The following is a 19,878-nucleotide window of genomic DNA, read 5'->3' as shown; positions in this document are numbered from 1 at the left end:
AGCTCATGTTGCGGAAAAACAGATTCAGCATCATCCTTGCGGTCGCGGTAGTCATCCTGCTGTTCGGGTCAACGCTGCTCGCGCTGTACAGCGATTGGCTCTTCTTTGCCGAGACAGGGTTCACTGCCGTGTTTATGACTGCTCTGACGGCGAAGCTGGGGGCCGGTCTGTTTTTCGGCATTATGTTTCTGCTCTTTGCCTTGGCTAACATACAGGTTGCAAGGAGAGCCAGAATCCCCGCTGCCAACATCTTCCTCCCGGGTGGAGTGAGATTGAACATGGAGGAATTGGCTTGGCTGGTGGCGCCGCTTTCGATGACAGCGGCGGTAGTACTGGCTTTCTTCGTCGGCAACTGGGGATCCATGCGGTGGGAGGATGTCCTCCTCTTCACCAACAGGGTCTCAGTCGGGATGAGCGATCCGGTCATCGGCAAAGATATCGGGTTCTATTTCTTCAGTCTCCCGTTCCTGGATATGCTCCACGGATTCGTGCGATTCTCGCTTATAGCCTCTGCTCTCATGGCGGGGGCGGTCTACTTCGTCCGGGGAGGTGTGATCCTGACGGAGCGAAGCGTGGTTATAGATGAGAGAGTCCGCCGGCACCTGGCGGTGCTCGTCCTGATATTCGGATGTGCTGTCGCGGCCGGTTTCTATCTGGAGAGTTTCAGGCTCCTCTCGGGGCAAGGCGCATTTTCCGGCCGGGGGTATGTTGATATCCACGCCCGGTTCCCGGCATACAGGGCACTGACCTTCCTTACGCCGCTGGCTGGCGCGATGCTGGCGTTCGGGATATGGAAGGGGAGCAGGCGTCTGATGACGCTGCCTGCGGCCGTCATCGGGGTGGTGTACGTTGTTGGCATAGTTGCCTATCCCGCCGCCGTTCAGAAATTCAAGGTCGCCCCCAATGAACTGGCCCTGGAGACGCCCTACATCCAGAACAACCTTAAGTTCACCCGCTTCGGCTACGATCTGGACAAGATCGAGACGGTCCCCTTCGATGTGGACGCGAAACTTACTGCGGCCGATATCGCCAAAAACGACGCGACGATAAAAAACATCCGGCTCTGGGACCATGCGCCGCTTCTGAAGACCTACAGCCAGCTGCAGCAGATCAGGACCTACTACAAGTTTTTCGACGTGGACAACGACCGTTACATGGTGAACGGCCGCTATACTCAGGTCATGCTTTCGCCGCGGGAACTCTCCTATGCCGACCTGCCCAGCAGGAACTGGATCAACGAGCGCCTAATCTTCACTCACGGCAACGGCATCACCTTCGGTCCCGTCAGCCGGATAAGCAGGGAAGGGCTGCCTGAGTTCTTCGTGAAGGACATACCGGCGGTAAGTCTGGCGGACATCAAGGTGACAAGGCCCGAGATCTATTACGGGGAGATGTCCAACGATTACGTCATCGTGAAAACAAAGATTCCCGAGTTCAGCTATCCCACCGCCACCGGCAACATCAATACGACCTATGCGGGCAAAGGCGGCGTACCTGTCGATTCGATGCTGAAAAAGGCGCTCTTCGCGGCGCGGTTCAGGACTGAGAAGATCCTCCTCTCCTCCGACATCACCCCGGAGAGCCGCATCCTTTACAATCGCAACATAAATGAGCGAGTGAAGGCGCTGGCGCCGTTTCTCCGCTTCGACGGCGATCCCTACATGGTGCTGGACGACAGGGGGAGGCTCAAGTGGATCATCGATGCCTACACTTCGTCGGACCGGCTTCCGTACTCACGGCCTCTAAAAGGGGGCACCAACTACATGCGGAACTCCGTCAAGGCAGTGGTCGATGCCTATGACGGTACGGTCGGGTTTTACGTCAGCGACCCCCGGGATGTCCTCATCCAGGCCTACTCCCGCATCTTCCCCGGCCTCTTCAGCCCTCTTTCTGCCATGCCCGACGGCCTGGAGAAGCATGTCCGGTACCCGCACCAGTTCCTCCAGGTGCAGGCGGCGATGTTCTCCGCCTACCACATGATGGATCCGAAGGTCTTCTACAACAAGGAGAACCTGTGGCAGGTGCCGGCGCTGGGAGAAAAGCCGATGGAGCCCAATTACACCATAATGAAGCTGCCAGGGGAAAAGGCTGAGGAATACGTTCTGCTGCTCCCCTTCACTCCCTCCAACCGGGACAACCTTGCGGCATGGCTCGCTGCGCGCTGTGATGCCCCCAACTACGGGAAGATACGCGCATATACCTTTCCCCGTGACAGGTTGATCTACGGGCCGAAACAGATCGACGCCCGCATCAACCAGGATTCTTTCATCTCGCAGCAACTGACTCTCTGGAGCCAGCGCGGGTCCGAAGTCATCCGGGGGAGCCTGCTCGTGATCCCGATAGAAAAGTCACTCCTCTACGTACAGCCGCTTTTCCTGGCAGCCAACAAGGCCGGCCTTCCCGAGCTGAAGAGGGTCATAGTCGCCTTCGGGGACGAGGTGGTGATGGAGGAAAACCTGGAGCTTGCCCTGGAACGGCTTTTCGAAGGAAAGAAAGCAGTGACCGGTGCCGTCATGGAAGCAGCGGCAGACGCCGAAACCGCTCCCGCCGGGTCGGGTCTCGCCAGGGAGGCGATGGGCATCTACCAGCGGGCGATAAACTTCCAGCGCCAGGGGAACTGGGCCGCCTACGGCGAGGAACTGCGGAAGCTGGAGCAGGTGCTGAAGCGGATGGCGCAGTAGCAGCAAAAACCTGGGTGAGGTTGTTGAAAAACAGCCATCTCGCCGCCGTCCTCGAAAGCCACCGTGTGCGGCGTAGCGCAGCTACGCCTCCGCGGGGCTTTCTGCGGGTGCGACGATCCAACTATTTTTGAACAACCTGGGTTTTCAACAGCCGCCCCACAACTATAGCTGAGTTGCATCAACAACCTCTTCCTTGAAAGGAGCATCAATATGAAATGTCCCGTCTGCACCACCAGCGACCTTGTAATGTCCGAGCGGCAGGGAATCGAGATAGACTACTGCCCGCAGTGCCGCGGCGTGTGGCTTGACCGCGGCGAACTCGACAAGATCATCGAGCGCGCCGTTCCCCAGCAGGCAGCACCTCCACCTCAACCCCAATACGCGCCGCCGCAGTACGCACCACAGCCACCCCAGGGGCACGGACACGGGTACCCCCACGGGCACAAGCCGTACAGGAAGAAGTCTTTCCTGGAAGAACTGTTCGACTAACCTCGCCCCCAGATACATGGCAGAGCATAAGAATGAACATCATGCGGACACAAGGCCGTCATATCTCATGACGGAATTCCTTCGCTTTCAGCTTGCCGGCCTGATCCTTCTTGCCGCACTGCTCCTGGCGCCGCTCTGCTTGTCCGCAGAGGATACGGCGCCAGGTGGAGTGAAGTCCGCACCTCCTCACGCGGTGATGACGGCGACATGCGCCGATCATGAACCCGGGAGTCCACCCGTCTCCGGTCCGGAACATCACAGGGAAGACTGCTGCGACAGCCCCGAGTCTCCCGAGGTTGCGGAGCCTCCGACTGCATCCCATGCCGAAGCAGCCGCCTGCGGGCAGCAAAGCTATCCGCCGGAACATACCGACCGACTTTCCGACGTCTTTCTCTCCATTTTCGTCCCTCCTGAGAACCCGTTTCTTTCCCCGTTGCAGTAGACCAACTTCTACTCTGGAAGGAGACGAACATGCCGCACCCCGAAAGTCCGTGGGAGCGGGCGATGCGTTTCTTCACGTCGCTCCGCCTTACCATAGTTCTGCTTATCATTATGTCCGTCGTGTCGATTATCGGTACGGTCATTCCTCAGGGTGATCTGTCCCAGGAATACCTACACGGAATCAGTCAGACGAAATTCAAAATGTATCAGGCTCTAGGCCTGTTCGACATGTACCACTCCTGGTGGTTCATAACGCTTTTGGCGCTGTTCACCATCAACCTCATCGTCTGTTCGGTGAAAAGGCTCCCGTACGCATGGCGTTACGTAACGCATCCATCGGCAATTCTCGACAAGCCGCTCATCGCCGGACTGACGAACCGGGTTGTGATCCCCCTGGAGGGGAGGCCCATTTCCTGCGAAAGGCTGCAGGATCTGATGGGGAAGGCATTAGGCACCGTGACGGTAACTGAAGCCGACGGTGCCGTTCACCTCTTCTCCGAGAGAAACTCAACGTCGCGCCTGGCAGTCTATGTAACACACCTGAGCATCGTCATCATCTTCGCCGGTTCGATCATCGGGTCCCTGTTCGGGTACAAAGGGTACGTGTCGATCCCGGAAGGGGGGATCGTCTCCACCGTCGAGACAAGGGATGGAAGGAAGATGGACCTGGGCTTCTCGCTTCGCTGTGAGGAGTTCGATGTCAGTCATTACCCCAACGGCGCGCCGAAGGAGTTCAAGAGCGTACTGACGGTGGTCGGAAAGCAGGGAGAGGCCGTTCCTGGCTTCACGCGGGTGCCGGTGATCGTGAACGATCCCCTGACATACAAAGGCATCACCTTCTATCAGTCGAGCTACGGCACTACCGGGGATCATTCGTTTACGGTGGCCGGCGCCGACGGAAAAGTAACAGATACGGTGGTGGTCCCTTCCCACGGAGCCGGCCGTCTTCCCGACGGCAGCATCATTCGCGTGGCCGAGTCGACGCCGGATGTTTCACTGTATATTCCGGGGAAACGGGGGGCGGCCGCGCAGATCGACATACTTTCTGCCGACGGAGGGGAGAAAAGGACCACAGTCGTCTTCGCCGATCACCCGGAGGAGAACCTGCGTGACGCACTGCGGAGCGGCGGACCCGTCATCGGATACAGCGGCGTCTCGGGCCAAAGGGAATATACCGGCCTGCAGGTTACGAAGGATCCGGGGGTATGGGTGGTATGGATCGGCTGCATCCTGCTGATCCTCGGCATCTATGGGGCGTTTCTCATGTCCCACCGCCGTATGTGGATCAAGATCACCGATACCGCGATCACCGTTGCCGGTCATGCAAACAAGAACCAGGCGGCTTTCGAGACGACATTCGAGCAGTTTGCCGATGCCGTACGCACTCATCTTTCAGGGGAGGCTGACAAATTATGAGCTCGCTGTTATTCAACATAACCACATTTGCCTATCTCATCTCCATGCTCTGCTTTTTCGTGCATCTCGCCACCCGGAACCGGGAGGCGGGGGCTCTCGGGAGTTATGCCGCTTACGCGGGGCTGCTGGTCCAGACAACTGCGATCCTGCTCAGGTGGAAGGAGTCGTACGATCTGGGAATGGGGCATGCACCGCTGTCGAACCTGTATGAGTCGGTGGTTTTCTTCGCGTGGACGATAATCCTCATTTTCGCGATTGTGGATCTGAAGTATCGATACAGGATCATCGGTGCTTTCGTGGTCCCATTCGCCATGCTGGGGATGGCGTGGGCGCAGCTGGGGCTGAACAGCGGTATCGAGCCTCTGGTTCCGGCGCTGCAGAGCAACTGGCTCCTCTACCACGTTATCACCTGCTTCCTCGGGTATGCTGCCTTCGCAGTGGCTTGCGGCGTCTCGATCATGTATCTCCTTGCAACCCGCACCGCTGCTGGCGGTGGTAGCGGACGAACCGGCATGCTGGCGGCATTTCCTCCCGACAGGGTCTTGGACGACATCAACTACAAGGCAATCATGATCGGGTTCCCGCTCCTTACCCTGGGGATCATCACCGGTGCAGCCTGGGCCAATTATGCGTGGGGTACATACTGGAGCTGGGACCCGAAGGAGACCTGGTCCCTGATTGTCTGGTTCGTCTATGCCGCGTTTCTCCATGCCCGGCTCACCCGCGGCTGGGTCGGGCGAAGGGCCGCGTGGCTTTCGATCGTTGGTTTCGGGGCGACCATTTTCTGCTACCTCGGGGTGAACCTGCTTCTCTCGGGCCTGCACAGTTACGGAGGTAGTTGATGTACGATGCGGATCGAATGATCACCCGGCACAGGTGTTCGGGAACGGCCTGCTGCGGCATTTGTATGAAATAATTTGAATTTAATAATAAGTGATGGTATAGGTGCAGCTCATTTTTCTGCATTGTGATCCGGGAGGACCATGTATGGAGATTCCGTTCACCGCCACCCGCACCATCGCTTCGAAGTTGCTCCAGTTGATCCGCGTCTGCCTGTTCTTGCTGTTAGTTATTCCCGTTCATGCGGGAGCAGCCGGTCATCCCTACGTGCCCCGTGAGATAAACTCAGCCGGGAATTCGATCGATCCTTACAAGGTAAACCAGTTGGTGGCGATAGAAGGCTCCGTCGTATTTCCAGCCGGCGACGGAGCAACCGGAACCGAGCTCTGGAAAAGCGACGGTACTGCAGAAGGAACAGTCCTTATGAAAGATATCCTCCCAGGTCCGGAAGGTTCGAATCCCTCCGGACTGATCCGTCTCAACGGAAAGATCGTTTTCAGGGCCGCAGATACGGGGCATGGTATGGAGCCGTGGGTGACGGATGGGACACCTGAGGGGACCTACATGCTGGCGGATATAAATCCGGGAGCTACCGGTTCCAATCCTGTGCGATTTACCGTAGTGGGAGATGTCCTATACTTCGGCGCTACCACTCCCACCGGCAACAAGCTGTTCAGAACCGACGGCACACCTGCGGGAACGAGGATTGCCACGGAATTTACCCCCACAGGAGGTGTTTCCGGCATCGATTCCTTCACGTCCGGCCATGGGAAGCTCCTTGTGGCAAGCTACCTCTCCGGAATCACCCGGACCTGGACCATCTGGAGCGTTGACCCGGTGATCGGCACAACAGACAGGATATCCAGCTTCCTGTCGCAGCCGAAAAACATGACACCGTGCGGAGGAAGGACCTTTTTCAGCCTCTCTAGCGAACCTTATGGCGAGGAACTGTGGGTCACCGACGGCAGCGAAAGCGGCACGGTTATGGTCAAGGATATTTATGCCGGAGGTTCATCGTCCCCGAGCGGTCTTCACTGCGGGGACTCCACGCTTTACTTCAGTGCCGGCGAGCCCTCCAGCGGCACCGAACTCTGGAAGTCGGACGGGACGGGTGCCGGAACCATACTTGTCAAAGATATCAATCCCGGTGCGCCGGGTTCCTATCCGTGGGGAATAAAGGCGATGAACGGCAGGGTCTTCTTCAGCGCCTCCGGCCCCGGAACCGGCTCGGAGCTCTGGGTCTCCGACGGCAGCGATACAGGCACAAGCATGGTTAAGGAGATATCTCCCGGAAGCGGCTCATCCTATCCAGGCGATCTAACAGTTGCCGGATCTCTTCTTGCCTTCACAGCTTCCAACGCGGTTCACGGTGAAGAGGTATGGGTAACGGACGGCACCACTGAGACCACCTTCCTTCTGGCCGATCTCAATCCGGGCAGTAGCCACTCCGCGGCACGCAGCTTCACGCAGGCCGGGGATACCCTTTTCTTCAGCGCCTATGACGGCAGTGGCCGCTACAAGCTTTTTGCGGCTGCCCTTGCGCCGGCTCCACATTCCCTCATCCTTTCTCCCTCTACCGGTGTAGTGGTGTCGAGTCCCACGGTCCTCATAACCGGGGAGTCGCACACCGATACCGGCAAGCCGCTGGCCTTCATCGAAGTCTCCACCGATAACGGCATCTCCTGGAACAGTGCAGGGGGGACTGCCGCCTGGAGTTACACTTTCCAGGCATCCGCCGACGGGATCTACACCCTTCTGGCGCGGGGAACCGACGCTGCGGGCACAGAGGAGATACCCGGCCCGGGCATCCGTTTGACCGTCGATACCGCCCCACCTGCGGGAACGGTCAGGATCGACAACGATGCGGCAACGACTTCATCGACCGGGGTGCTGATCTCCATTCACGCCACCGCCCAGGACCCCGGAGTAAGCTGCTCCGGCATATATCCCCGCATATGCGGCGAGCTGTTCATCCGGTTCAGCAACGACGCTACTGTGTGGTCCGACTGGGAACCGGCCCAGCCTGAAAGAAACTGGACCCTCTCCACGGGGGACGGGGAGAAGACTATATACGCGGAACTGAGGGACCTTGCAGGAAATACCGCCCTCTTCGGCGATACGATCATACTCGATACCAGCGATGTTCCTACCTCCACCATAACGAGCCCGGGAACCGGCTCTGCTACGAACGGCAGCGTACTCTCCGTTTCTGGGACGGCCAGTCCCGGTCCTGCTGGGGGGACGGTTGTCCTGGTAGAGGTTTCCGTGGACGACGGTACCACCTGGTACGCAGCTGCGGGAACCTCCATGTGGACAATAGATATCCCCCTCTCAAATCAGGAGGGAAGCTACACGATCAGGAGCAGGGCCAGTACCGACCTGCATGTAGAAACACCGGGAACGGGCGTCACGATACGTGTCGATCGGACTCCGCCGCAGGGGACGCTGGCACTCTATTACGGGGAGTGGACGCTCAATGCAGCCGATAACGGGCACACATGTTTTCTCGTCTACCCCTCGATATGCGGCCCTGTGGAGATGTCGCGTGACGGTTCGGAGTGGCAGCAGGCCACCACCAGGCCTGGAACCGGAGGACCGCTCTGGTTGCGGGACAATGCTGGAAATCTTTCCCACATCCCCGCAGGCAGGTATGATAATTCCAACGGTGGGCCGGTCATGGTGGAGCGAAGCGTTCCCGTGTACTACAGCTTTCTGCAGCACGCTTACGGCGCTGCCGAGGAGGGAGACCTCATCAAGCTCAGTGCCCCCCTTGCAGAAAGCATAATCTTTTCCCGCACAACGAGCCTGACAATTCGCGGCGGATACGCCGGAAACTACGGCGCAATCCTGGGAACTACGGCAATTACCGGCAGCGTCAGAGTGCTTGCCGGCTCGACCGCCATCGAAAATGTGGAAGTGTCTGGTACGATTACCGTTGAGGGCGGGAATCTTGCCTTGAGCAGCGTTTCCGTGCGCTGAACAAGCTCCATGGTTGACCTTGCGGCTGCGGACCGTAGAATTTAATATAAATAAGACACGGCCATGGCCGGTGAGGGAGGTTGGTATGGCGGAACGGGTCCTGGAAGAGAAGATGGATGTGAATACTGCGCCGCGTGAGGAGCTGGAGACTATAGAAGGATTGAGCTGGGAGGCCGTGGATGCGATTGTCCGGTATCGCGAGCGGCACGCCTGGATAAGGTCGATGGAGGAGCTGATGCGGATACCCCAGCTCTCTGCCGACGAAGTAATGATTCTTCGTGACACGGTTCAGATATCCGTCAGCGACGAGGAGGAACCCCGGCGCCTGGAGAAGAGGGAGTGGCGGAGAGGATATCAGCAGTCCGGAGGAAGGGGGATGGGTTGACCCTCTGTGGGAGGAACTTCCGGCACGATACTTCAAGAACGAGAGGATACCGATGAGCCGTTTTCCGTGGGGAAAGCGGCTTTTTTTACAAGGAGCGGTATATGCCGGTATCGAGGGAAATAGCGCAACTGGGGCAGCCGGTCTTGCGGGAGGTGGCAGGAAGGGTTGCGGACCCTGGCGATCCTGTGCTGCAGCGGCTCATAGACGATATGCAGGTAACGATGGAGCAAGCGCAGGGGGTGGGTATAGCTGCCCCTCAGGTCTTCGAGCCGCTCTCCCTTTTCATCGTCGCGCCGCGCCCGAGTCCGCGGTATCCGAACGCACCCCGGACGGCGCCGACGGCTATGATCAATCCCGAGATAATCTGGGCGTCGGACGAGATGGAGAAGGATTGGGAAGGGTGTCTCAGCATTCCCGGCCTTCGTGCCCCAGTCTCCCGGCACATCCGGATAAGGGTACGGTACCTGACGCGTGCGGGCGACCTGGTCGAGGAGGAGTTCGAGGGTTTTGCAGCGCGCGTCTTCCAGCACGAGTACGATCACGTGCGGGGGGTGGTATTCGTAGACCGGGTGCAGGATTCGAGAGAGCTGGTTACGGAGAAGGAGTACGCGAGACTGATGGAGCAGGGCTGAAGTGACCCCCTTCATCTCCTGAAGTTGAATTCGTAGTAGTACTCATAGCATATCAGGCAGAGATCGTGGCTCACATTGGCCGGCATCCGTTGTACCCACGCCGGGACCCAGTCCCACACTTCCGGCTCCGAGGGACGCTGCACGCGACGGCAGTTGCTGCATTGGCTTATCATGCCCGACTTCTGGGTGTACAGCTCATACATAGGGTTGAATGCCTTACGGTCGTGGGGTTGCTCCCTGATCAGGCTGTTTACGACGACCAGCCCCTTCCTGTTGTGCAACGGATATGCAGAGAGATGAAACACTCGTAACGTTTCGGAAGAGGAGCACTCATAGTCGTGGTTCCAGACTTCTCCGGTTTGCAGGGGAATCCGGAACGCCTGGTGGTAGAAATCCTTCAGGGGCCCAGAGATGGCATCGAGAATGCTGGTCCCTATCTTGAACCTCTCGGAGATCGCCGGTTCCCCGCCGTTTTCCTCAGCGAACCTGAACCATCCCGGGTTCAGATAGTGTAAGGTCATGTCTTCGCCCAGACCATAGATAGAGTGCGGGTCCTTTTCCAGGGTCTCCAGGTTGAAGATATCGAGTATGGCCGGAAAGCTCTCGTGGTACCGTTTCACGTTCATTCCATCCCCTGGGGTCTCATTCCCCGCTCAATGCTGGCGAAGTCGGGCCGACTCATCGGTCCAGTATGTCCTGTGCATTGTCACGATCGTCGCCTTCATCCCTTCCACCAGGTGGCGCGCTTCCTCGGTAAAGACAGCGCCTACGAGCACTATGCCGTCGGGCGCGGCTTCTCCGAGTCTCCTCAGCCCCCTCCGGACAGGCGGAGAGGGCACCACGTCACGCCTGTTGTGGGCGAAGAGCAGGAGGGAGTATATCCAGTTCGGCCGTGTGCGACGGGCCACCTCTTCACGGTACGCAGGGGGGACCAGGTGTGGCAGGCGCTCTCCCTGGATGAATTTGTGGATGGTTACTTTCATGCGATACCGTCTTGTGGAACTTTTTTATAAAGTATAGCAGAGAGGGGACAGGTCCATAGATGCGGTGAATTTCATGGGGGAAGAGGGTATCTTTCCACACAGAAGCCCGACCCCTTGCCTCTGCCACAGGAACATGCTATAGAGTAGTGGCGGAAGATGAGCCACAGGGGACATCCCTGTGGTTTTTTATTGGGCAAAGCAAGTTTCATGCTTGGTGAAGTGCCCCCAAACTTGAGGATAGGAAAGAGAGTCAGAAATGATCGCAGCAAACAACGTCACACTATCGTACGGGAAGCGAGTCCTCTTCAAGGACGTAAACATAAAGTTCACCCCCGGCAACTGTTATGGGCTCATCGGGGCCAACGGCGCGGGGAAATCCACGTTTCTCAAGATCCTGGCGGGGGAGGTGGAGTGCGACAAGGGGGAGATCACAGTTTCTCCCGGCGAGCGGATTGCCGTTCTCAAGCAGGACCAGTTCGCCTTTGACGAGGAAACGGTCTTCAATACCGTCATCATGGGGCACGAGCGGCTCTACAGGGTGATGACGGAGCGGGAGGCGATCTATTCGAAGAGTGAGTTCAGCGAGGAGGACGGCATACGTTCCGCAGAGCTGGAAGCTGAGTTTGCCGAGATGAACGGGTACGAGGCTGAGAGCGAGGCGGCGGTGCTCCTGAACGGTCTCGGGATTCCCGAGGACCTTCGCCACAGGAAGATGAAAGAACTGGAGAGCGGCGAGAAGGTCCGGGTGCTGCTCGCGCAGGCACTCTTCGGGAACCCCGACGTGCTGCTGCTCGACGAGCCGACGAACCATCTGGACCTCAGGTCGATCTCCTGGCTGGAGGATTTTCTCTCCCGCTTTCAGAACACCGTGATCGTAGTTTCCCACGACCGCCACTTCCTCAATCAGGTCTGCACCCATATCGCCGACATCGACTTCGGAATGATCAAGGTGTACGTGGGGAATTACGACTTCTGGTACGAGGCGAGCCAGCTCACGCTGCGCCAGAAGCAGGAGGCGAACCGGAAGAGCTCCGAGAAGGCGGAGGAGCTCAAGGCGTTCATCCAGCGCTTCAGTTCCAATGCTTCAAAAGCCAGGCAGGCGACCTCGCGCAAGCGGCTCCTGGAGAAGCTGACTGTCGAAGAAATGCCAGTCTCTTCGCGGAAGAGCCCCTACATCGTCTTCAAGCCTGAGCGGACCTGCGGCGACGTGATTCTCGAGATCAAGGGGCTCACCAAGTCCATCGATGGGGTGAAGGTGCTCAACGACCTGACCCTCACCGTCGACCGGGGGGACAAGATCGCCTTCGTCGGTGGGAACGCTCTGGCGAAGACAACCCTCTTTCAGATACTGGCAGGGGAGCTGGAGCCGGACGCTGGGAGTTTCCGCTGGGGGGTTACCATCACTCCCTCCTACTTCCCGCGTGAGAACGGCGCCTACTTCAACAACGACCTGTCTCTCATCGACTGGCTCTGCCAGTTCCCGCCTTGCGACGGCGAGTCATTCGCTCGCGGCTTTCTCGGTCGGATGCTCTTTTCCGGCGATGAGGCGACCAAGAAGGCGAGCGTCATTTCCGGTGGGGAGCGGGTACGTTGCATGCTCTCGAAGATGATGCTATCGGGCGCCAACGCCCTTATCCTCGACGAGCCTACCAACCATCTGGACCTCGAATCGATCACCGCCCTCAACAACGGGCTTATCGCCTTCACCGAAGTGGTGCTCTTCTCATCCCACGATCACCAGCTTGTTTCCACCGTAGCTAACCGAATAGTGGAAATCACGCCGCTGGGGATCATCGACAGGGTGATGGAGTTCGACGACTACCTGGAGAACGCCGAGATAACGGCGCTCAGGGACGAGATGTATCAGGGACATGCCGAACTGAGCCTGTAGCAAATGGAAAAGCCCGCCGCAACGTTCTTCGTTGCGGACGGGGCTTTTTTCGAACTGCTCCCGAGGATCTTTCAGCCTCGGGTTTGCAAACCAAGGTTGTTCTAAACAGCCTCTGCGCTGAGCAGTGGGCAAGACCGGGTAGCACCCCCACCCATTGATGTCGATAGCGGCGTCAGATTCGCGATGATTCCGTCGTCGGCGCTGAACGATGGCCCGCAGGCGTAGCAGCGCTACGTCGAGGAGCCTGAGGAGGAGCCGGCGGCGGAAGGGCGCGAATATGGCGTCCTCTAGGGAGCTTTGAAGAAGACCGATCCTTTGGCGCCACAAACCACGCAAGCTTCCGGCGCTTGCCTCTCTACCGTATGGCCGCAGACGGGACAGATGTAGTAGTCCCACGTTTCGGCCCCGACTTCGAGGGAGTCGAGCATCTTCCGGTAGAGCTCTGCATGGACCTTTTCCACTTCATTGGCGAAGCGGAAGGAGCGTTCCGCCTGGGTGGCCCCTTCGGCGACCGCCGCCTCGATCATGGGTGGGTACATTTCCTTGAATTCGTGCGTTTCTCCCGCCACCGCTTCCTGAAGGTTCTCCCTGGTGCTTCTGATTCCCCCCAGTGCCCTGAGGTGATTGTGGGCGTGTATGGTCTCCGCCTCGGCGGCAGCGCGAAACAGCCTGGCTGCCTGATGAAACCCTTCTTTCTCCGCCTGCTTCGCGAAGGCCAGGTACTTCCTGTTAGCCTGTGATTCTCCCGCGAACGCCTCTTTCAGATATTCTTCCGACTTCGACATCGACGACTCCTCCTGTGGGCAATGTGCCGGGAAACATCCCGGTCCGGTAACCGAATCGGCCTCCCGTGCCGTACCTGCATATCGGGAGGAAGAAAGTATACTACAGAGATATTTCAGTCCGGCAACAAAAAAACCCCGCCTTTGAAGACGGGGTTAGAAGAGGGTCATATCCGGTTGGCAGTTCAGGGATGAGACCTAGGGACGAGTGTGGATGTCGAGACTATCCCTGCTTTCGCGGAGAAGTACGCCTTGTACCACGAGGTTTTACCGACCCATGTTTCGTTTCAGGTGCATGGGGCTGGCGTCGGGGCCCGCCTTCTTTTTGGGCCGGGCCTTTGGCAGCTCGCGGCGGTCTGGCGGTTCGCGGAGCTTGCGTCACTTCCGGGGCCGGAGCCGAGTAGTCGAATTCCTCTACCATCCGGCGTTCGATTGCGCTCCCGAGCAGCCGCTCGATGGATTTCACCATCGCCGTGTCGTCGGTGGTGACGAATGTGAAGGCGTCGCCGGTACGGGCTGCGCGGCCGGTACGGCCGATCCGGTGTATATAGGTCTCAGGGGTATCAGGGATGTCGTAGTTGATGACGTGCGAAATCTGCGAGACGTCGATCCCACGGGCGGCGATATCGGTTGCTGCCAGGATGCGGTACGTGCCGTTGCGGAAACCTTCCATCGCCTCCTGGCGGCGATTCTGGGAAAGGTTCCCCTGGAGCGAAGTCGCTTTGTGCCCCGCTTTCGAGAGCTGTTCATGAAGCCTCTTGGCGCGGTGCTTGGTGCGGGTGAAGACTAGAATGGATTCTCCGTCGTTCTTCTTCAGGAGTTCCAGCAGGAGCGGTGTCTTGAGGTGCTGCGCCACCGGGTAGATTGCATGGCTCACGGTGACTGCAGGGGCGGTCCTGCCGACCTGGATCGCTTTCGGGCTATGCAGGACTTCGCTCGCCAGCTTCCGGATCTCGTCCGGCATCGTTGCGGAAAAGAGGAGCGTCTGCCGCTTCGCCGGGAGGTGCTTAAGGATACGGCGGATGTCGGGAAAAAATCCCATGTCGAACATCTGGTCGGCCTCGTCGAGGACAAGCACCTCGATATGGGAGAGGTCGATGGTCCCTTGGCCGATGTGGTCGAGGAGCCGTCCGGGGCAGGCCACGACTATCTCCACACCCTTGCGGATCTCCTCGATCTGCCGCTTGATGTTCACCCCGCCGAAAAGGGCGGTGCTTCGCAAGCCCGTAGCGGCGCCCAGCGTATTTGCTGCTTCGTCGATCTGCGCGGCAAGTTCCCGCGTAGGAGCGACCACCAGTGCGCGCACCCGGCGTCGTTCCCCCTTCAGCAGCCGCTGGAGGATGGGAAGGAGGAAAGCTGCTGTTTTGCCGGTACCGGTCTGGGCAAGGCCCATGATGTCGCCGCCTGCCAGGACCGCGGGGATTCCACGCTCCTGGATGGGTGTGGGGGATGTATACCCGGCCTTTCGGACCCCCTCCATCACCCTCTTGTCTAGATTGAACTGTTCAAATGCCAATATCTTCTCCCTCTGTCTTTAAAAAACAAAAACCCGGAGAGCTTCTGAAGGCTCCGGGTTTCCTTTCAAGCTGTGCGTACGGTATCACATAAAGACGCTGATGTGCCAGTTATTCCGATGGGAGGTGCCCGTTCAGGTCCAAGAGCACTTGCCGCCGCCGCAACAAAAAGGTATAACTGTTACCGTACGTCCGCCACAGGGGGGCATCCTCCTGTGGTTTCTATTTTCTGACAAGCTATTTAATGCACCCGATTCAGGTTGTTCAAAAATAGACAGATCGTTCGCACCCGCAGCAGAGAGCGCATAAGTGGCTTTCGAGGAGGGCTGTGAGATGCCTGTTTTTCAACAATCTCCCCTGTGGTGCCGGAGGATTCCATGACCAATCTCATAACAGCCGCAGGGCTTAAGAAGCTGCAGGACGAGTACGATCACCTTTTTCGCGTGGAACGCCCGAAGGTCGTTCAAGGGGTGGCTGATGCCGCAGCCGAGGGGGACCGTTCCGAGAACGCGGAATATATCTATGGAAAGAAGCGGCTGCGCGAGATCGACCGGAAGCTGAAGCACCTGGGATCGCGGCTGAAGGTGCTGAAGGTGGCAGCGGCCCCGGCGAACCCGGACAAGGTCTCTTTCGGCTGCTGGGTGACCTACGAAGACGAAGAGGGGAACGAGCGGACCTGGCAGCTTGTCGGGCCGGACGAGTTCGATGTCCCTGAGGGGAAGATCAGCATCGACTCGCCGGTAGGGCAGGCGCTGCTCAACAAAAGGATCGATGACGAGGTGACGATCGTACGCCCCTCGGGGCCGCTCACCGTGACCATCCTCGACATCACGTCGAAGCGCCCGGACGGGAAGTGAGATGAAGGTCTGGATCGATGCCGACGCCTGCCCGCGCATCATCAAGGAGATCGTCTTCCGTGCGTCGGAACGGCTGAAGCTTCCGGTGATTCTCGTGGCGAACACGGGGCTCACGAAGCATCACACGCCGCTCGTAAGCTCCGTGATCGTCCCGGAAGGACCCGATGTTGCCGATGATCACATTGCGGAGAATGCCACTGCCGCAGACCTGGTCGTCACCGCCGATATTCCTCTCGCCGCCAGGGTGGTTGCAAAAGGGGGCGTGGCGCTGGACCCGCGCGGAGAGCTTTACACCGAGGATAATGTGGGGGAGAAGCTGGCTTATCGCGACCTGATGCACGAACTGCGCGTGTCGGGGATGGTAACAGGCGGGCCTGCCCAAATGGGGCTTACGGACCGGCAGAAATTCGCATCGGCCCTGGACCGCACTCTGACGAAGATGATGCGGGAGAACGTTCGTTCATAGCGACTTTCCCTCCGCTTCCGCCCCTATGGTTCACAATCGTCCGGGAACGTCGATATGGGGGAGAAGCGCTTCCCTCCGAGGGAGAGGCACTACGAGCGAGTCGCGGTACATCAGGCCGAAGAGACATCCCTCCTTTTCGACCCGGTCGTGTACCTCGTCTTCCGATATTCCCTCCATATCAGCATACTCTCCCGGTGTTACGAAGAAGTAGCCCTCACCTTGCAGGTCATTGATAACGGTTGACCAAGCCACGTGCGATTCCGGCACTAGGACGTTCTCGGCCGGCCCCTGCAGGTCGTAGCTTCCGAGGCCCACGCGGATAATGACGCAGGCGGCATCCCGCTTTACCCGATCCAGTTCCACAGGTTCCATTTCCGGCTGTTCCATGGTTTTCTCCTTCCTTTCAGGATACACATTTTCAGTACGATTTCATCCGTGGCGAGATGCTCTTATGCAGTAAAATGTGAGGCATCTCATCTAGGTCTGGACGCTATGGTTCTCTGCTGCTAAAGTATCGGGGTTTTCCTGGTGTTCTCGTATCGTCTGCGGCCTGTGGTGCGGGGGCTAGCGCCGCTTCGGCCTGATGAATATGGCCGATCAATAGGGAGTGTGTACTTTGAAACATAACGCTGCCGTTCTCGTAATGGTTATGGCTTTTGTTCTTTCCGGCTGCGACAGAGGGCCGGAAAAAAAGGATGTCTCAAGAGAGGCCGTAATAATTGGCATCGGATCCCAGGTGCTCTCCACCCCCATCTTAATGGCACATGAAAAAGGATTCTTCGCTGCCGAGGGGCTGGATGTGACACTGAAGCAGTTCACTTTCGGGAAACTGGCGCTTGAAGCTCTTTTTGCCGGGCAGGTAAATTTTGCGACGGCTGCGGAAACTCCCATCGTGATGAACAGCTTCAGCCGGACGGATTATGCCGTTGTCGGGACCTTCGTTCATAACTATGACGACTCGAAGATACTCGTTCGCACCGACCGGGGCATAAAGACAGTGGCCGACCTTAAGGGAAAGAGAGTAGGCACAACTTTAGGCACCTCGGCGCACTTCTATCTCGATGCATACCTGAACTACTACGGTATGCTGATTTCTCAAGTCACACTGTTAGATATCCCCCAGAAGGATCTGCCCGACGCCCTGGCGCGGGGGGAGGTGGATGCTGTTTCGGTGTTCGAGCCTTATGGGTATTCGACCTTGGCGCAATTGCCTGAGAAGTCGGCGCGCCTGCCAAAAACGGAACTTCTGAGGGAAACCTTCAGTCTCGTCGCGATGAAAAGCTATCTCCTAGGTCATCCCGAAACGGTGAAGAAAATCCTGAAGGCCGTCGAAAGGGCTGACGCTTTTATCCTTAGCAACAGGGAACAATCTATACGAACTATCGCTAAGAGACTCGATCTGGATAGAAAGTTCCTAGACACGACCTGGGATGACTATCGATTCGATCTCTCCCTCGACCAGACACTGCTTCTTACTTACGAGGACGTTGCCCAATGGGCGATCCACAACAGGCTGACAGAGAAAAGACAGATGCCCGATTACTGGAACTTCCTTTACATCGACGGCATGAAGTCGGTAAGGCCGGAAGCTGTAAGAATACTTCGATAGAGCTGAGGGCGCGCTGGAATGCTTAAAAGAAAACTGTTGGTGAACATTGCGGTTCTGGTCCTGACGGTGTTGTTCGTCGGTATCATCGTCATCTTCATGCTCAACAGGGTCAACACCGCAAGGCGCCAGTCCGAACTCGCCGGTGAAATCATCATCACTGCATTCGAGAGAACCGCGCTGCGGACAGATTATCTGCGGACCGGCAATGAGCGGGCGCGGGCACAGTGGTTTGCCAAGAGCAGGCAGATCGAAGAACTTCTCAGCTCTGCATCCACAACGTTTACCGATCCTCACGACAAAAAGTTGCTCGATGACATCATTCAGAACCATGAGGCGGTGGTAAAGCTGTTTTCCGCCATTGTGGCCAATCGTGAGAAAGCTGGGGGGGACAGGTCAACGGAGCTTGCGGATGAAACCGAGAGCAGGCTGATCCGCCTGTTGGACATGCGGGTCTACGACAAAGCCTTCTACGCCCGGGAATTGCGGGATGCTGCAGGAAAACGGCTCTCAGCCGAAATGACGCATGCGAGTTGGAGCATACTGGGGCTGCTCGTGCTCGTAACGGTGGTGGCGGGATTCAATTCCTGGTCCATGCTTCGGATTATTATGAAACGTATCGGCTCGCTGAGCCGGGGGGCCGCAATGATCGGGGAGGGAGATCTCGATTATCGTCTGGAAGACAGGGGGGAGGACGAGTTCACAGACCTCGTGTCGGCGTTCAACTCCATGTCCGAGAAGTTGCGCCGCTCTTACGTCGCTCTTGAAAACGAGATAACCGAGCGGAAAAATGTCGAAGATGCATTGCGTATAAACGAGGAGCGGTTCCGGCGGCTCGTGGAGGTCTCGTCCCAGATCGTTTGGGTGACCGACTCCAGTGGTGAGGCGGTAGAGGATTCACCTTCCTGGCGCGCCTTCACCGGCCGTACCTATGAGCAGTGGGCAGGCCGTAACTGGCTGAACGTGGTCCATCCGGATGATCGTAAGGGGCTTTCGGAGGCATGGGGTACTGCCGTGGCCACCGGCGGTCCCTACCGGGTTGAGTTCCGGATGCTTCACCACACGGGAGAATACCGGCACATGTCGGTGCAGGCAGCCCCGGTATTGCACGCCGATGGGACGGTCCGGGAGTGGATCGGGATGAACGTCGACATCACCGACCGGAAACGGGCGGAGGAAGAGCGTGAGCGCCTCCTTGCTGAAGTGCAGCGATCGAACCGGGAGCTTGAGCAGTTTGCCTACGTGGCGTCACACGACCTTCAGGAGCCGTTGAGGATGGTTGCAAGCTTCATGCAGCTCTTCGAGAAGCGTTACGGCGGAAATCTGGATGAAAAAGGTATGACATATATCGGGTATGCGGTGGATGGAGCGAAACGCATGCAGAAGCTGATCGAAGGGCTGCTGGCTTACTCCCGAATCGGAACGGGAGGGGGCGAGTTCAGACTGGTCAGAATGGATGCTGTCTTTCAAAGTGTCGTTACCAATCTCACCGTAGCAATACGTGATAGCGGCGCCACTGTCACGAATGCCGGCCTGCCCAACATTTTCGGAGACGAATTGCAGTTGACGCAGCTTCTTCAGAACCTCATAGGCAACGCCATCAAGTTCAGGAAACCCGATACCCTGCCGACGGTGCATGTTTCGACGGAGAGGGTGGGGAGCGAGTGGGTATTCGCGATATCTGACGACGGGATTGGCATCGAACCGGAGTACAGCGACCGGATATTCCTGATCTTTCAGCGGCTGCACACACGGGAGGAATATCCGGGAACCGGCATCGGCCTCGCCCTCTGCAAGCGTATCGTCGAACGGCATCACGGGCGCATGTGGGTGGAGTCGAGAACTGGAGAAGGCTCCACCTTCTTCTTCACCATTCCGGTTCTCAGAAGAGAGCCGGAGCAGGGGGAATAGCTGCA

Annotated in this window: 18 protein-coding genes; 13 read left to right on the top strand and 5 right to left on the bottom strand. The window is 58.0% G+C overall.

All coding sequences use genetic code 11. The annotated features are described in order from the left end of the window. Nucleotides 1-8 precede the first annotated feature (8 nt). The 8 genes from CFB04_RS08165 (at nucleotide 9) to def (ending at nucleotide 9,863) form a co-directional block, all read left to right on the top strand. On the top strand, nucleotides 9-2,681 hold the full coding sequence (locus CFB04_RS08165) for a UPF0182 family protein (RefSeq protein ID WP_088536750.1): 2,673 nt from the start codon (nucleotides 9-11) through the stop codon (nucleotides 2,679-2,681). A gap of 210 nt (nucleotides 2,682-2,891) precedes the next feature. Then, nucleotides 2,892-3,170, top strand: coding sequence for a zf-TFIIB domain-containing protein (locus CFB04_RS08160; RefSeq protein WP_088534817.1), 279 nt, complete (start codon nucleotides 2,892-2,894; stop codon nucleotides 3,168-3,170). A 67-nt stretch (nucleotides 3,171-3,237) separates the two neighbouring features. Next, the gene (locus CFB04_RS08155; RefSeq protein ID WP_157698759.1) at nucleotides 3,238-3,612 is read left to right on the top strand and encodes a hypothetical protein; all 375 of its coding nucleotides are present in this window, start codon (nucleotides 3,238-3,240) and stop codon (nucleotides 3,610-3,612) included. Between the two features lie 29 nt (nucleotides 3,613-3,641). Beyond that, on the top strand, nucleotides 3,642-5,027 hold the full coding sequence (locus tag CFB04_RS08150) for a cytochrome c biogenesis protein ResB (RefSeq protein WP_088534815.1): 1,386 nt from the start codon (nucleotides 3,642-3,644) through the stop codon (nucleotides 5,025-5,027). Continuing rightward, a complete protein-coding gene (ccsB, locus tag CFB04_RS08145) occupies nucleotides 5,021-5,869 on the top strand; it encodes a c-type cytochrome biogenesis protein CcsB (RefSeq protein WP_088534814.1) in 849 nt (282 codons plus the stop codon). The genes CFB04_RS08150 and ccsB overlap by 7 nt, the downstream gene beginning before the upstream one ends. A 145-nt stretch (nucleotides 5,870-6,014) precedes the next feature. Continuing rightward, nucleotides 6,015-8,846 (top strand): ELWxxDGT repeat protein, encoded by a 2,832-nt coding sequence (locus CFB04_RS08140; protein WP_088534813.1) that lies wholly within the window; start codon nucleotides 6,015-6,017, stop codon nucleotides 8,844-8,846. 85 nt (nucleotides 8,847-8,931) lie between these two features. After that, nucleotides 8,932-9,231, top strand: a complete 300-nt coding sequence (locus CFB04_RS08135) for a helix-hairpin-helix domain-containing protein (protein ID WP_088534812.1) — start codon at nucleotides 8,932-8,934, stop codon at nucleotides 9,229-9,231. A gap of 101 nt (nucleotides 9,232-9,332) precedes the next feature. Next, on the top strand, nucleotides 9,333-9,863 hold the full coding sequence (gene def / locus CFB04_RS08130; protein ID WP_088534811.1) for a peptide deformylase: 531 nt from the start codon (nucleotides 9,333-9,335) through the stop codon (nucleotides 9,861-9,863). Between the two features lie 11 nt (nucleotides 9,864-9,874). Here def and CFB04_RS08125 read toward each other — a convergent pair whose 3' ends face one another. Together CFB04_RS08125 and CFB04_RS08120 are read right to left on the bottom strand one after the other, a co-directional pair. Next, nucleotides 9,875-10,489 carry a hypothetical protein gene (locus CFB04_RS08125; RefSeq protein WP_088534810.1) on the bottom strand — a complete coding sequence of 205 codons (615 nt, stop codon included), beginning with the start codon at nucleotides 10,487-10,489 and terminating at the stop codon, nucleotides 9,875-9,877. 27 nt (nucleotides 10,490-10,516) lie between these two features. Continuing rightward, nucleotides 10,517-10,846 carry a hypothetical protein gene (locus CFB04_RS08120; protein ID WP_088534809.1) on the bottom strand — a complete coding sequence of 110 codons (330 nt, stop codon included), beginning with the start codon at nucleotides 10,844-10,846 and terminating at the stop codon, nucleotides 10,517-10,519. Nucleotides 10,847-11,102: 256 nt separating this feature from the next. On the opposite strand from CFB04_RS08120, the gene CFB04_RS08115 reads away from it, so the two are divergent. After that, entirely contained in the window at nucleotides 11,103-12,737 is a 1,635-nt protein-coding gene (locus CFB04_RS08115) for an ABC-F family ATP-binding cassette domain-containing protein (protein WP_088534808.1), read from the top strand. Nucleotides 12,738-13,024: 287 nt separating this feature from the next. Here the strand turns inward: CFB04_RS08115 and CFB04_RS08110 are convergent, their stop codons facing one another. Both CFB04_RS08110 and CFB04_RS08105 read right to left on the bottom strand, forming a co-directional pair. Next, nucleotides 13,025-13,522 (bottom strand): rubrerythrin family protein, encoded by a 498-nt coding sequence (locus tag CFB04_RS08110; RefSeq protein WP_088534807.1) that lies wholly within the window; start codon nucleotides 13,520-13,522, stop codon nucleotides 13,025-13,027. A 220-nt stretch (nucleotides 13,523-13,742) separates the two neighbouring features. Further along, nucleotides 13,743-15,035 (bottom strand): DEAD/DEAH box helicase, encoded by a 1,293-nt coding sequence (locus CFB04_RS08105; protein ID WP_231934444.1) that lies wholly within the window; start codon nucleotides 15,033-15,035, stop codon nucleotides 13,743-13,745. Between the two features lie 375 nt (nucleotides 15,036-15,410). On the opposite strand from CFB04_RS08105, the gene CFB04_RS08100 reads away from it, so the two are divergent. Next, entirely contained in the window at nucleotides 15,411-15,890 is a 480-nt protein-coding gene (locus CFB04_RS08100; RefSeq protein WP_088534806.1) for a GreA/GreB family elongation factor, read from the top strand. Nucleotide 15,891: 1 nt separating this feature from the next. After that, nucleotides 15,892-16,356, top strand: a complete 465-nt coding sequence (locus tag CFB04_RS08095; RefSeq protein WP_088534805.1) for a YaiI/YqxD family protein — start codon at nucleotides 15,892-15,894, stop codon at nucleotides 16,354-16,356. A gap of 30 nt (nucleotides 16,357-16,386) precedes the next feature. Here CFB04_RS08095 and CFB04_RS08090 read toward each other — a convergent pair whose 3' ends face one another. Further along, nucleotides 16,387-16,743: a hypothetical protein gene (locus tag CFB04_RS08090; protein WP_088534804.1), complete on the bottom strand. Its 357-nt coding sequence runs from the start codon at nucleotides 16,741-16,743 to the stop codon at nucleotides 16,387-16,389. Nucleotides 16,744-16,972: 229 nt separating this feature from the next. On the opposite strand from CFB04_RS08090, the gene CFB04_RS08085 reads away from it, so the two are divergent. Both CFB04_RS08085 and CFB04_RS08080 read left to right on the top strand, forming a co-directional pair. Then, nucleotides 16,973-17,965, top strand: a complete 993-nt coding sequence (locus CFB04_RS08085) for an ABC transporter substrate-binding protein (RefSeq protein WP_088534803.1) — start codon at nucleotides 16,973-16,975, stop codon at nucleotides 17,963-17,965. A gap of 18 nt (nucleotides 17,966-17,983) precedes the next feature. Continuing rightward, on the top strand, nucleotides 17,984-19,873 hold the full coding sequence (locus CFB04_RS08080; RefSeq protein WP_088534802.1) for an ATP-binding protein: 1,890 nt from the start codon (nucleotides 17,984-17,986) through the stop codon (nucleotides 19,871-19,873). Nucleotides 19,874-19,878 lie beyond the last annotated feature (5 nt).

Source organism: Geobacter sp. DSM 9736 (assembly GCF_900187405.1).
GTDB lineage: Bacteria > Desulfobacterota > Desulfuromonadia > Geobacterales > Geobacteraceae > DSM-9736.
The sequence above is the reverse complement of the archived record's forward strand: the minus strand, read 5'-3'. Positions and strand labels throughout refer to the sequence as shown.